This window comes from Coxiella-like endosymbiont, from assembly GCF_030643785.1.
Taxonomy (GTDB): domain Bacteria; phylum Pseudomonadota; class Gammaproteobacteria; order Coxiellales; family Coxiellaceae; genus Coxiella.
In genome coordinates this window covers 606,234-619,777 of sequence record NZ_CP094378.1, presented here as the reverse complement: position 1 = coordinate 619,777, position 13,544 = coordinate 606,234, and the positions used below count along the sequence as shown (strand labels likewise).

Genomic DNA, 13,544 nt, shown 5'->3' with positions numbered 1-13,544 from the left:
CGAGACCCAGATTTTCTAAAATAAAAAACATTCCCATTCTCTGGATCTTTGCTTTCGCAAAGACAACGTGCATGGAATATGCCTTCGATTAGCGTCCGCCAACCCACTACTCAAGTTCGACCTTAGCACCTGCCTCTTCAAGTTCTTTCTTAATTTTTTCGGCTTCTTCCTTGTTAACACCTTCCTTAACAACGCTTGGGACAGATTCAACGAGATCCTTAGCTTCTTTCAAACCCAATCCGGTGATACTGCGGATCGTTTTAATGACACCAATTTTGTTATCACCAAAGCTGGTCATTTTTACATTAAATTCGGTTTTTTCTTCCGCCGCAGCCGCTTCGCTTCCAGCTGCCATAGGCCCTGCAAAGGCTACTACCGCTTGAGCTGAAACACCAAATTTTTCTTGCATCATTTTTACTAAATCGACCACGTCCATCACACTCATGTTGGACACTGATTCTAAAATATCTTCTTTCGTTATTTGAGCCATTGTCATTTACTCCAAAAAGATTAAATGGATTGCAAATTACGCCACTTTCTTTTGATTTTGAATCGCAGCCACTACGCGAACGACCTGGGCAACAGGCTCATTAAGCGTACGAACAAATTTGGTCACTGGGGCTAACAAAACAGACACCAACTGACTTAAAGCTTCTTCACGTGAAGGGAGTTGGGCAACGACTTTTAATTTATCTGCCGGTAGTAACTCTCCTCCTAACGCCAAGGCTTTTACTTCCAGTTGTTCATATTTCTTAATGAATTTTTCGATCAAACGAGCAGCAGCGCCCGGTTCCTCTTGTGAAAAAAACAACACAATAGGTCCCGTCAACACTTTATCGAGACAGGCATAGGGCGTTTCTTTAAATGCACGACGTGCGAGAGTGTTACGGTATACCCGCATAGTTACCCCAGCGTTACGAGCCGTTTTTCGCAATTCCGACATTTCCGAGACGGTTAGTCCACGGTAATTCGCAGTTACCACCGAGATTGCTTGCTGGGCGATATCTGATAATTCTGCGACAATTGCCTTTTTCTGTTCGAGGTTTAAAGCCACTGTCTCTTCTCCAGTTATCTAAGAATTGAGAAATAGCTAAGAAATAGCTCTTTGCTAATAGCTCTTTGCTATTTCCACTTTTTCGGTGACAACCTTTGAGGCGACCACCATCTGCGTGGGCGGCAACTTAAACAGCGCTTAAGTTTTTAGACATTTGCACCCACGGTCTTCGACGGTTGGACCTCAGTAAATGAGGTCTCTCTACCGCGAAATCTGTTTTTTCCTCACCTAAACCCCACACTCTGAAGCATAGAGAATTCCTCTTTCATCTTCTCCTCACTGGTAAAGAGAAGGACGAGGGAATTTCTATCCTATTGTCGTTCGATCTCTACAACCACACCAGGCCCCATCGTGCTCGATAGGGTTAATTTCTTTAAATAGGTTCCTTTGGCAGCGCTGGGTTTGGCTCTCTTAATATCTGCTAACAAAGCTAATAAATTTTCTTCTAGCGCTTTTTCTTCAAAATCGACTTTTCCGATCGTGCAGTGAATAATACCATTTTTATCAGTACGATAGCGAACTTGTCCGCGTTTGGCGTTCTTAACTGCTGTGACCACGTCAGCAGTCACAGTCCCATCTTTAGGATTAGGCATTAGGCCACGAGGACCTAAGACTTGACCCAATTTCCCAACTGCACGCATTGTTTCCGGAGTAGCAATTACTATATCGAAATCAATATTTCCGGATTGAATTTGTTCAGTTAAATCATCCATCACAATATCAGCACCTGCTTCTTTAGCTTTATCCGCCTTATCGCCTTGGGCAAAGACGGCCACTCTCACACTTCGGCCAGTTCCATTGGGCAATATAGTAGTAGCTCCCCGCACTGCTTGATCCGATTTACGGGAATCAACACCGAGATTAATGGCGACATCGACGCTTTCTTTAAATTTGGCGGTTGCACAATCTTTAACTAATTTAAGAGCTTCTGTTAGGGAATAGACCTTTTCAGATTGGACCTTTTCTGCCACTAATTTTTGTCTTTTTGTGTGCTTTGGCATTATTCTACCCCTCTCCACATCAATCAATACCCATGCTACGTGCAGTCCCAGCAATGGTACGGACAGCAGCCTCAAGATCCGCTGCGGTGAGATCCGGCGCCTTCATTTTGGCGATTTCTTCCAATTGCGCACGCGTTACTTTTCCGACTTTTTCTGTGTTGGGCCGAGCACTTCCGCTTTTTCCTTTCAACACAAGTTTTTTCAGTAGAACAGAAGCCGGCGGTGTCTTAGTAATAAAGGAAAAACTGCGATCAGTATATACTGTAATGATCACAGGAACAGGTAAGCCCTTTTCGATATTTTGTGTTTCCGCATTAAACACTTTACAAAATTCCATGATATTAAGACCATGCTGTCCCAACGCGGGCCCAACTGGTGGACTTGGATTCGCTTCGCCCGCTTTAACTTGCAAACGAATGTAACCACTTACTTTCTTCGCCATAATTTTCTCCTGGATACAAGCACCTTTTCAGCTCCCCAATTAATTAAAAATTATATGAGTTTTTCAACTATGCTCCTAACTTTTCTCTACCTGCCCAAATTCTAATTCCACTGGGGTAGAACGTCCAAAAATACTAACTGACACTCGCAGCCGGCTTTTCTCGTAATTGACATCCTCCACCACTCCATTGAAATCTGCAAAAGGTCCTTCGATAACTCTCACTACTTCACCGGGTTCAAAGAGGACTTTTGGCTTGGGCTTGGTTTCACCCTCTTCAACACGTTGTAAAATTTTCGCTGCTTCCTCGTCGCTAATGGGTGCTGGCCGTTCGGTTCCAATAAAACGCAATACTTTGGGAACATTTCGAACCAAAAGCAAGGTTTTGTCATTCATCACCATTTGTACTAGGACATAGCCCGGGAAAAACTTACGTTGGCTTTTACGCTTGCGCCCCGCTCGCATTTCCACTACTTCTTCAGTAGGTATAATAATGTCACCAAAATAATCTTCCAAATCCTCTCTTCGGATATGTTCGTTTAGCATCTTAACAACATAGTTCTCATGACCAGAATAAGTATGAAGAATATACCAACGTCTTTTTCTTCAGTCATCAATTATCCTCTTTGCCCAGTCACCCAAGCGACAGCCCACATAAAGAAGCTATCGAGACCACATAGAATGAATGCTGTCACTATCACCATAACCACGACTACTAAAGTAGTCTGGACAGTCTCTTGACGGGTTGGCCAAACGACTTTGCGCAGTTCTGCGCGGGATCCCTTCATAAAACCCAAAAACTTTCGACCTTTTTGGGTTTGGGAAGCAATCACCAGTATCAAAATAGCGAGAATAATTCCAATAGCGGTGCGGATCGCCACGGCAACGTGACTGTAATAAAAATTAGCTACAATACCTCCTGCAAGCAGGAGAATAATTAGAAGCCATTGTAAAGCGTCGAACCATGACTTGGTGTCTTGTACCGCATTTTGTTGGGCCATGATTACTGTTTATCTCGCTATTTTAAGCTGTATTTTGGGTCACCCTCTTGGGGCCAGGCCAGGAGGGAATCGAACCCCCAAACCTGCGGTTTTGGAGACCGCTGCTCTACCAATTGAGCTACTGGCCTTTATATCTAATCTCAATAATTAATTTTTACTTCTTTTTTAAATCTCATTCAATAATTTTCGTTACGACACCGGCTCCAACGGTACGTCCGCCTTCCCGAACCGCAAATCGTAACCCTTCATCCATAGCCACCGGCGCGATCAATTTCACCGTCACCTTCACATTGTCTCCCGGCATTACCATCTCAACATCTCCCGGTAGGCTCAATACCTCCCCCGTTACGTCCGTCGTACGAAAATAAAATTGCGGCCGATACCCTTTCAAAAACGGCGTATGACGGCCTCCCTCTTCCTTCGACAATACATAAATCTCTGCCTCAAACGTCATATGCGGTGTGATCGTCCCAGGCTTCGCCAATACCTGTCCTCGCTCCACTTCTTCTCGCTTCGTCCCTCTCAACAAAACACCAACATTATCTCCTGCTTGTCCCTCATCCAATAACTTGCGGAACATCTCCACACCCGTACACGTCGTCTTCGTCGTCGCCTTGATCCCCACAATTTCAATCTCATCTCCGACCTTCACAATCCCTCGCTCAATTCGTCCCGTCACCACCGTCCCACGACCCGATATCGAAAATACGTCCTCAATCGGCATCAAAAAGGGCTTGTCTTTCTCTCGTTGCGGCTCCTCAAAATACGCGTCCATCGTCTCTACTAACTTCAATACCGCTGGAACTCCTAATTCTCCACTGTCTCCTTCCAACGCCTTCAGCGCAGAACCCACTACAATTGGGGTCTTATCGCCCGGAAAATCATAACTCGTCAATAAATCCCTTACTTCTATCTCCACCAATTCCAACAACTCCTTGTCATCTACCATGTCCGCTTTGTTCAAAAACACTACGATGACCGGAACCCCTACCTGCTTCGCCAATACAATATGTTCTCGCGTCTGGGGCATCGGACCATCCGCTGCACTCACTACCAATATCGCTCCATCCATCTGCGCCGCTCCCGTGATCATGTTCTTCACATAATCCGCGTGCCCCGGGCAATCTACGTGAGCATAGTGGCGCTTGTCACTTTGATACTCCACATGCGACGTCGCTATCGTGATCCCTCGCGCACGCTCTTCCGGTGCATTGTCAATCTGATCAAAGGCGCGCGCTTCTCCTCCAAATTTATCTGATAACACCTTCGTCAACGCCGCCGTCAACGTCGTCTTACCATGGTCGACATGGCCTATCGTCCCTACATTTAAATGCGGCTTCTCTCTTATGAATTTTTCCTTAGACATAAAAAAAATGACCTCCGAAAAAAATATTTTATTTACCCCAGATGCTGCTTAGTCTGGAGCCCACAACCGGACTTGAACCGGTCACCTCTTCCTTACCAAGGAAGTGCTCTACCACCTGAGCTATGTGGGCGGAGCGGGTGATGGGAATCGAACCCACACTATCAGCTTGGAAGGCTGAAGTTCTACCATTGAACTACACCCGCTTACAGAGAACAAAATACTAAAGACAGAGGACAGATAAATAGTGGCTTCGCTTTTATTTTTGAGAAGCTGCATTATTACCGTCTTCAGTCTTCTGACATGGAGGGGGTAGGATTCGAACCTACGAAGGCATAGCCGTCAGATTTACAGTCTGATCCCTTTGGCCGCTCGGGAACCCCTCCAAACGCTCTCTTACCAATTCGAACATTCTTACCCTAGCTCAACTATTTTTCTAAATTTGAAACTAATTACTCGAGTATTTAGCTTCAGGAACCATAAATTACTTAAAAAATCAAGCGTGATATTGTGCGTAACAAAGCAGCGGATGTCAACCAACCTGACAAAGAAATTTTCCTCTGACACCTCTTTCCAATTATTGCTTAGCGGTAAGTGACCAAGCAAAATAACGGATTTTTTTAATGGGGCCTTCAGTTGCTAAAGCGGCCATATAGCCTGGTGCACTAGGTATCGAACATAATGTCCACTGCTTAGCTAAGTTAGGATCCTTATCAACGGTTAGAAGTCCATCCATTTTAATAGCATCTACGTTAACATTTATGGTAAACCGATTGAGACCAAATGACATTCCTTGGCTAATAACCTTAATATAGGCTTCTTTCAGAGTCCAAATTCGAAAAAACCTTCTAAATGTTGATTTTGAGGCAGCCTTCTAAAGGCTACAATTTCATCGGGGGAAAAAAACGTTCCGCGATATCTTCAGTGTGAATATTACTTCTTATTGATTCAATATCAACACCTACTTCCCGATTCGTCGTAATTGCGTAAAGAGCCACTGTACGAGAGTCCGAAAGATTAAAATATAAAGAGGTGTCATTTAATAAATAAGGTTTTCCATAGTCATCATAACGAAATTTCAACGTACCTGTCGTGGGCAGATATAGGGTCAAAATAGTATGTAATGCTGTATGTGAAGCGATATAATAACGTCGGTGCTGACTATTCACTAAGCGCTGTGCGCGTACTTTTTCTTTCATAGATAAATTAATTGGGCCTTTAACTAGCCCTTTTTTAACTGCTTCATCGGGCCAATCTAAAAACACCCGCCAGACGTGCACCTCTCCCTCTTTTAAGGAGGGTCTTGTAACAGTTTCCCAGAGATCATCTTTATTCATTTAATCACTCGTTTTCTCACGAGGCTCTTGTTCGATCTGGTGGCCTATACCCCAGGAGAGTTAACCGGAGAGTTAAATAGAAAGAAAAGAATATTGCTAATAACAAAAATACACAAGTAATTACATAAAACATATCGATCCGTAATATATAAATATGTTTATTTATGTTTATTTTCTTCAAGATCTTTTTCGGTTCTTCAAGATCTTTTTCGGTTCTTCAAGATCTTTTTCGGTCACGATAGGCTGCTTCGACACATCAAGTGATAACTACCCTAAGATAATGACAAACATAACTACCCTCACATACAGCATCACATTTAAGTCATATTGGCTCGAGGCCGAATTCCAAACGGTTAGGCTTTGGCTTGGGTTGGTCAAGGAAGGTATGAATAAAAGGAAAAAGTGTAAATACTACTGTTCTGTTCTAATTAGCTCCAAGATAGCCAAAGGCGCTAGACCAAAACAGAAAGTGTACGAACGAAAATAATTGCCTCATAAAGAGAGAAACATAACCAAATAACCCAAAAACGGTCCGAAACATTTCCAGAAATAATTTTCATACCTTCTAAAGCCACACTCTCACAGAATGAGTAACTACATTATTTAAGAGATAGAGAGTGGCATCTTTAGGGTATGAAATCCTTTAAGGTATGAAATCAAAGTATAATATAGAAGTCAATCAAAAGTCCGGCGATTAAGAAAGCAATTGCCAATAAGGAATATTGTCACAAGTGGACTTTTCGACCTAATTCACGCAATTCCCCCTCGGTGCCGGCCTCGGTGCCGGCACTACATATAGTCTGCTCCGTACGTTAATACCATTAACGCAGAGGCACTGCCCAATAAAAGACCAAATCCGTTGAAGAGATTAAAAAACTGCCGGTATAATAATCACGAAATGTCACAGGATCGAAATAAAAAAGAAGTCCTAATAAATAATTACCAAAAGCAACGCCAAAGAAAAATACCGGAACAATAGAGCTAATAAACAATACCCAATCCCATAGCCGATGCCAGATATGATTTGATAATTTTCCTCCATAATCATAGGCTGGGAGACGTAAAAAAGGCCCAAACGCCCAAACGATAAATAAAAAAATAAAATATAATCTCGAAAAATGAGGTACTGTAAACAACCAGCCAAACCAAAAATAAACCGCCTCCCGCAAATAGAATCCACGTTAAATTCCCATCCCATATGGGACCGCTGGTATTAAGTAAAATTCAGCAATGTATTTTATTTTGAGAAGAGGCATTATCATTGTAACGTCGGAACATTGTAACGCTGGAATTAAAACCAGCCTTACCTACAATATATAACTAAAATGCATCCAATAATCATCCACCACATAATTTTCAAAAAAGTATAATCCAGTAACTCCATTTACCTGGCCTTCTCAAAATGATACCGTCCGGTTTCCAGACTGCTTGGACCTTACCAAGCATATTTGAACATCAAAAAAGTCAATAATAAAAAGAAGAGAATAAAAAATATATCCCAAAAAGCTACTTAAAACCATCAAGACTGATAATGTTGAAACATTGATAAAAGTCGGCAGTATTTCGTGCACACTCCACGGTTGGCGTCCGATTTCTACCAAAATCTATCCAAACTCAGCAGCCAAAAAAAGCAATGGAATCGTATAAAGAATCAAGCGTAAAAATAATCGATGTTGAGTAAGCATATTTTGATAGCTCTAAATTACTTCAAAAATCAGCAACAAAGTCATTAACCCACGAAATCCGAGCATAAATCGAAATGCCCAAAAGGCAATTGCAACGTTGGAAATAGTGTCACTGGTTGCTGCTTCAATTTGGCTGGGCGTCGCTTTCACGACAGTTGGATTATAGCATTCTAACAAAAATCCAAAACCTAAATCTTTACTGTAATAATCATAAATAGAATAAGTCCGACCTTTAGCAGTTGATTTTCGCACTATTAATTTTTCCATAGCACCAAAAGGGAGTTTTCTATTTTCAATTCGCTATTTTTATCCTCTCATCAATTCTATGGCACCTGGAACAACGGTATTTAGAGAATGTGTAGCAATAAGACTTAACGCATAAGAATGGGAATAACAAAATGATTTTTTTCTTCTTTCTAATTGGGGGAAAACGATGATATACCATGCTGCTAGTGGCTTTTGGGTTTCCCATTGTACTTCGATAGCAGCCATTTTTTCCGGCTCATATTTAGCAAACTGTAAACCCATTCTGATTGGCATAAAAGGCGACCGATAAAGCACAAATAAGGCCAAAAACCCTAAGCTCTCCCCCAACTGAAAAAGAACGTTTCGCAAATTTGACATCTTGTTCTCGTAACAAATAGAAATTGTAGAAAGCACTAATTCCCATAACAAAAGTAGAGCCTGTTAAAAATCCACCAAAAGCAATAAGAAATTCGAATTTGTGCTAATGCATTCAAATAAAGGGCTTCAATACTTTAAAATTCCAAATTCATGTTTTGATAATTAAAATAGTCGCGATCGATTTCCACATCCAACTATATTAGACTATTAGCAGAATATTTAGCAGAATATTAGCAGAAAAAATATAGTAGAATATTACAGAAAAAATATTAACAATCGAAAGGCTCGCTCCTAAAAGGCCATTAAAAGTGATCCCAAGATGGGCTTTTTCCCAACTTTATTCCAACTAAAAAAGAACAACCCGAACATTATAACCTCTAGTATAAAACTAGTATAAAAGCGGTAATACCCTCAATTTACCAATACCGGGACAAAACTGCCTCCAATCATTCACGAGTAATAGGCCAAATTTTGACCAAACTCGAACTCAAGTGCGATACCGGTGAGCACTCTCATGGCAAAGTTAATCGCTAATAACTTTACCCAGAATTGAATCATATCTTTGTAATAATATTCCCTTAATATTTCCTGTTTTTACATACACTGCTTCCATGATAAATAAAATCCAACTTAAGCCTGGGGTTAAGGGGAACAAAAAGAAAATGAAAAAGTTCAGTAACTGCAAATTGCAGTAACTGCAAATTATAGTCTCAAAAGATCAACTAGCGCGTTTAAAGGAAACACATTGGACATCCTTATTTTATTCAAAAAACCAGCAGCAAGGACTCCTTATCTAAACTCAACATCTACACTCAACAGAGCCTAGTAAGCATACCTGGCAAGCCCATTCAAATTGCATTGGGATGATGATTTCTATATAATCTCGACAATCTTTTTTCTAAGCAAGGCCATTCCTATGCACAATTCGATGAATACTTATCACCAAAGCCAAAGGCGCATTCAAAGCGGTTCCACTATCCAGTTTATGAGTAAGGTTTACCTGTGGATGGTATTAGGCCTAGCTCTTTCAGCTAGCGTGGCTTATTACTTGTTCTCACATGCCGAAGTGTTTAACAAAGTAATTCATACACCAGGATTATTTTTTGGTTTAATTATCGCCCAATTTGGGGCGGTTATCGGACTCACCTGGTTGAATCAACGACTTACGGCTACAATAGCCACATTGATTTATATCTTCTACACCGTTTTAACCGGAATTACCTTAAGTGTCACTTTATTTGCTTACACAAAACAAAATATTTTTGACGCTTTCGCCGTTACAAGTGTGGCATTTTTAGGTTTGAGTGTATTCGGCTATACTACAAAACGGGACTTGGGCCCCATTGGAACTTTTTGTGCCATGGGCCTATTTGGGATGATTGGTATTATCTTACTTGGCTTTTTAATCCCTATCCTACATTCAAATACCATGCAGCTCACCATCGCAGCCATTGGCGTTATTGTTTTTTCGGGTCTTACTGCTTACGATACTCAACGGATTGAATTCGCCTACTTTCAAGGCGGTGGCGCTTTCACAGAACGCCAACAACGAAAAGCTGCCATTAATGGTGCTCTTATGTTGTATTTAGATTTCATCAACCTATTCTTAAGCTTACTGCGATTGTTTTCACGCCGGTAAGTCTTTAAAAAACGCAAGCAAAAAAAATCCCTAACTTCTATTTCCCTCTCCTATTGTAGGGGAGGCATTTGACTCAAAGATCAAATGAGATTGCTTTTCTTAATAGTTTTATCCATTCGATAAGCAAGCTTGCAGAGCTCTCAGCTTTCTTCTCGATTTAAAAAAAGCATGTTTATATACCGAGATTAAAGAGGGATAGCAAATCTACTTTGGCAATACTGAATAAAAATAGTAAGCATAGCCGTCATCATTATGGGCGTTAGCAAATTAATTTTCTCTTTCGTAAAGATTTCCCTAAAAAACATACCAAAAAACAACGAACAAAATCCAGTATCGTACAATTATTGCTTTTGGACCCTTTATTTTTTTAGTAAAGGGATTATAATAACGCAGATATTTTTGTTTTGCTTACCCAAAATTACTAATTCTTTGATCAATTATAGGAATAGAAAGTTCCTTATTGAACAATATTATCCTTAATCAATTTAATGTTAAGAGACTAAAATGCTTCCCAACATGGTTTTTTATATTTTTCCGAATTAAATTTCAGCAAAAAATTTTTATTCCAACATATCTTTTTGACTCCGCGCATGAGCATCTTAATTATCAAATTTCCCCCTCCATTATTGATTCTAGCTAATACGATAAAAATATTTAGGCAATTTAGTCAAATTTAGACTTAAAGGTCAATGTTTTATCGCAGAATTTTTGATGTCACAATCCGCGAAATCAGCAAGGAGTACCCCACCCCAAATCCACGACCCCTAATAAGTTTCAACAAGCCGCCAAAAGGATTGTGAATTATGATAAAATAAACAGAATCTTTTGGAATTTTTTATTTAAATCATATTATTTTATTATTCGAAATTGTCTGGACTAAGAAATACGATATACAAGCCTCTCTCAGTTAATATAAATTTAATAGGACCATGCGACTTTAAGCCCGCTCGGATGTGCCCACTTAAATCTCCGAAGGTTGATTTTAATCTAACTCTATACAGGTGTATCATATGTCCAAAACTGACGCCTCGAACTATGCTTCACGGGATTTTTTAATCAAAAAAGAATTTTTAATTTCGCAAGAAAAATTTATTTGTCATAAAGAAGAAGACATCGGACTTATATCAGACTTATTGAAGAATAATTACGTCATGATAATTCTTTTTATCAATCCCTTCAGGTTATATGAACTTTTCTTAGACAATTTTATAATCTTCCAGATAATCAAGAAATGTCTCTGTCAGATTTTCAATCAACCTTGATAAGAATATAAGAATAGAAGAAAATTTCTATAGGGAGGAATCTCAAAATTCAATAAAAAAAGTTATTACTCTACCTATTCGAGCCAGTTATTTAAAACAACGAAATTTATTAAAAATTGATATATCTGTCAACTATTCTCAGAAAATACGAAGTTTATTTGCGAAATTTGTTACAGATCCTTTTGGGATCTCTTTATATTGGATGCACAATCTAGTCCGAAATTAAAAAATGGCTGGAATCAATTTTTTTGACTTTCAGAATATATTGGCAGATTATCTATCCGATAGAAAATTAAAAAAGAGTTATTTCGCTGTCATTAGAAGAAAGAGCTCTACAGAAAAGAGAAATCGATTTTGTTGCTTAATAAGCAGAATCGTTGCTTCTTTACGTGAATTTCTGCATAATAACTTCATAATCACCACACTTCTATATAAAAATAGAAATATCTTTAAAACTCTCAGTGAGTAATTTAAAGCGTTTCATAATTATCATTCTTTAATTAAGATTATTCGATTTTTCCAATTTGATTTATATTTCGATTTCTTAGTTATATTTTTAAATCCTCAATGGCAAGACTTGCTTACGGCAAAAATTGAAAATGAGAAGAGCTTTCCCTCCAAATACCCCTTTCCAAATACCACTTTGCTCAACTCTGTCTGGCTCTTATAACATCGCTCCAAAAAAATTATGACGGATTCACAGCAATCGCATCTAAAAAAATACTGAGCGAGACTAAATCGAAATCAGGAAATCAACTTAATTTAGGATAGTTTTTTAAAAGCCATACTCCACTAGTTTAGTACTTGTATTCCCAATTTAAACAATTCAGTACGTTAAGTGCTGGTTACTGAAGTGGAATGAAACGAGCAGAACTAGCTCAATCAAATTCCAAATTTTCGCACGAATATTTTTCCCCCTCTTTTGTTTAGAGGATTATTTGTAATGCCCAAAAATGTGGCCCGGCAGTAAGGAAATGGAAATCTAGGGACTGTTATTGCTATTATGATAGCACATAGTGAGGAAAGAGGTGGAAAGAAATGAACGAAATTTTTTGCTCCATCGAAAAGTAAGGAAAATCCCATCTCCCACCCGGCGCATTCTTTCCTCTCCTCACGGAAAGGACTTTCTTACCTACAAGGAATTTCTCCTTCAACTCGCAAGAAAAACAGGAGAGCGGAGGAGAGCGATTGCGCGATACCGGGATTCTACCTGAAGATCGGGTGGAAATTTGTGTCACCAGTCAACCACAATTGATTGTTTCCTTTTTAGCTACACAACATCTTTCCGCAACTGCTGTTTTTCTAGATACTTCATCAGATAATCATCCTCTTCTTGAATATCTCAAACTTTTTAATCTGCAAGCAGTTATATGTCACGAATGAAACAGTACAAAAATATGTACTTTCTAACACGATCCCATTATTTCGACTTGCCACATAATCTTAAAAAATTAAATTCTGCGGAACACAGATCTCCTACTTTTTTTGATAATGATCACGAAAAGGTGTGGCCTGCATATTTATTTCTTCCGGAACTTCCAGCATTAGGGCTCAAAGTCGTGGAATAATGATCTCCGACAAAGTGCTAATCGCTAGGTTGGCACAGCGTAAATATTACCGACTTAGGGTCTTCGGCCTTGGTTACTCTGTTTTTGCCCTTATACCATGTATTTTTTTATATAATGAACTGATAGCTTTGTTAGCTGATTAACCCATGATTGTGTTTCAAGTAATAAAAGCCCTACGAAGTTATTTCAAATTTTTAGAGAAGAAAAACCGACCATGATAATGATGGTTCAGTGAATTTTGAATTTATTTTATCAACGCATAAACAATGAGTTTTCTAAAAAGAATCGCTTAACTCGAAAATGGATTTATTTTATCAGCTCTATTGGATTAGAAATACCTGTTTCTAAAAACACTAAGTTTAAAGACACTAAGTTTATGGAAGATCTTTTACTTTTAATAGATTTCATTGCTAATATAAATGTAGCTATCAGAAAAGTGGATCTGACTGCTTATCTAAGTCAATATAAATTTGATTCATTAGTAATTGCCGAAATAATTTTAAGAATAAATAAAAAAATTTAACTTGGCAATTAAATCCGAGCATCCTTTTTAAAAATCCCACCCTAAGCG

General features: G+C 39.2%; 16 protein-coding genes, 4 tRNA genes and 1 pseudogene. 3 read left to right on the top strand and 18 right to left on the bottom strand.

The window, feature by feature from the left end; translation table 11 throughout:
• Positions 1-106: 106 nt before the first annotated feature.
• From rplL to MRH55_RS03090, 18 genes and pseudogenes are all read right to left on the bottom strand, one after another.
• Positions 107-490 carry a 50S ribosomal protein L7/L12 gene (rplL, locus tag MRH55_RS03175; protein WP_304985982.1) on the bottom strand — a complete coding sequence of 128 codons (384 nt, stop codon included), beginning with the start codon at positions 488-490 and terminating at the stop codon, positions 107-109.
• A 36-nt stretch (positions 491-526) separates the two neighbouring features.
• Positions 527-1,054, bottom strand: a complete 528-nt coding sequence (gene rplJ, locus MRH55_RS03170) for a 50S ribosomal protein L10 (protein ID WP_304985981.1) — start codon at positions 1,052-1,054, stop codon at positions 527-529.
• 306 nt (positions 1,055-1,360) lie between these two features.
• Positions 1,361-2,058 (bottom strand): annotated as a pseudogene (gene rplA / locus MRH55_RS03165) (50S ribosomal protein L1).
• Between the two features lie 16 nt (positions 2,059-2,074).
• Positions 2,075-2,497 carry a 50S ribosomal protein L11 gene (gene rplK / locus MRH55_RS03160; RefSeq protein ID WP_304985979.1) on the bottom strand — a complete coding sequence of 141 codons (423 nt, stop codon included), beginning with the start codon at positions 2,495-2,497 and terminating at the stop codon, positions 2,075-2,077.
• A gap of 75 nt (positions 2,498-2,572) precedes the next feature.
• The gene (gene nusG / locus MRH55_RS03155) at positions 2,573-3,082 is read right to left on the bottom strand and encodes a transcription termination/antitermination protein NusG (RefSeq protein ID WP_304986106.1); all 510 of its coding nucleotides are present in this window, start codon (positions 3,080-3,082) and stop codon (positions 2,573-2,575) included.
• A gap of 29 nt (positions 3,083-3,111) precedes the next feature.
• Positions 3,112-3,495 carry a preprotein translocase subunit SecE gene (gene secE / locus MRH55_RS03150; RefSeq protein ID WP_304985978.1) on the bottom strand — a complete coding sequence of 128 codons (384 nt, stop codon included), beginning with the start codon at positions 3,493-3,495 and terminating at the stop codon, positions 3,112-3,114.
• Between the two features lie 54 nt (positions 3,496-3,549).
• Positions 3,550-3,623: transfer RNA gene (locus MRH55_RS03145), tRNA-Trp, on the bottom strand.
• Positions 3,624-3,667: 44 nt separating this feature from the next.
• Positions 3,668-4,861, bottom strand: coding sequence for an elongation factor Tu (tuf, locus tag MRH55_RS03140; protein ID WP_304985977.1), 1,194 nt, complete (start codon positions 4,859-4,861; stop codon positions 3,668-3,670).
• Between the two features lie 54 nt (positions 4,862-4,915).
• A tRNA-Thr gene (locus tag MRH55_RS03135) sits at positions 4,916-4,991 on the bottom strand.
• A gap of 2 nt (positions 4,992-4,993) precedes the next feature.
• Positions 4,994-5,064 (bottom strand) — tRNA-Gly (locus MRH55_RS03130).
• 98 nt (positions 5,065-5,162) lie between these two features.
• Positions 5,163-5,244, bottom strand: a tRNA-Tyr gene (locus MRH55_RS03125).
• A gap of 191 nt (positions 5,245-5,435) precedes the next feature.
• Positions 5,436-5,648, bottom strand: a complete 213-nt coding sequence (locus MRH55_RS03120) for a hypothetical protein (RefSeq protein WP_304985976.1) — start codon at positions 5,646-5,648, stop codon at positions 5,436-5,438.
• A 91-nt stretch (positions 5,649-5,739) separates the two neighbouring features.
• Entirely contained in the window at positions 5,740-6,195 is a 456-nt protein-coding gene (locus tag MRH55_RS03115) for a 4'-phosphopantetheinyl transferase family protein (RefSeq protein WP_304985975.1), read from the bottom strand.
• Positions 6,196-7,016: 821 nt separating this feature from the next.
• Complete coding sequence (locus MRH55_RS03110) at positions 7,017-7,364, bottom strand: cytochrome d ubiquinol oxidase subunit II (RefSeq protein WP_304985974.1); 348 nt, start codon at positions 7,362-7,364, stop codon at positions 7,017-7,019.
• A gap of 228 nt (positions 7,365-7,592) precedes the next feature.
• The gene (locus tag MRH55_RS03105; protein WP_304986105.1) at positions 7,593-7,766 is read right to left on the bottom strand and encodes a hypothetical protein; all 174 of its coding nucleotides are present in this window, start codon (positions 7,764-7,766) and stop codon (positions 7,593-7,595) included.
• A gap of 126 nt (positions 7,767-7,892) precedes the next feature.
• Entirely contained in the window at positions 7,893-8,147 is a 255-nt protein-coding gene (locus MRH55_RS03100) for a hypothetical protein (protein ID WP_304985973.1), read from the bottom strand.
• 39 nt (positions 8,148-8,186) lie between these two features.
• A complete protein-coding gene (locus MRH55_RS03095; RefSeq protein ID WP_304985972.1) occupies positions 8,187-8,504 on the bottom strand; it encodes a cytochrome ubiquinol oxidase subunit I in 318 nt (105 codons plus the stop codon).
• Positions 8,505-8,954: 450 nt separating this feature from the next.
• Complete coding sequence (locus tag MRH55_RS03090) at positions 8,955-9,020, bottom strand: hypothetical protein (RefSeq protein WP_304986104.1); 66 nt, start codon at positions 9,018-9,020, stop codon at positions 8,955-8,957.
• A 400-nt stretch (positions 9,021-9,420) separates the two neighbouring features.
• Here MRH55_RS03090 and MRH55_RS03085 point away from each other — a divergent pair, with 400 nt between their 5' ends.
• The 3 genes from MRH55_RS03085 to MRH55_RS03075 all read left to right on the top strand — a co-directional run bounded on the left by MRH55_RS03085 (position 9,421) and on the right by MRH55_RS03075 (position 13,496).
• Positions 9,421-10,143, top strand: coding sequence for a Bax inhibitor-1/YccA family protein (locus MRH55_RS03085; RefSeq protein ID WP_304985971.1), 723 nt, complete (start codon positions 9,421-9,423; stop codon positions 10,141-10,143).
• Positions 10,144-12,593: 2,450 nt separating this feature from the next.
• Positions 12,594-12,788: a hypothetical protein gene (locus tag MRH55_RS03080; protein ID WP_304985970.1), complete on the top strand. Its 195-nt coding sequence runs from the start codon at positions 12,594-12,596 to the stop codon at positions 12,786-12,788.
• A 423-nt stretch (positions 12,789-13,211) separates the two neighbouring features.
• On the top strand, positions 13,212-13,496 hold the full coding sequence (locus MRH55_RS03075) for a hypothetical protein (protein ID WP_304985969.1): 285 nt from the start codon (positions 13,212-13,214) through the stop codon (positions 13,494-13,496).
• Positions 13,497-13,544 lie beyond the last annotated feature (48 nt).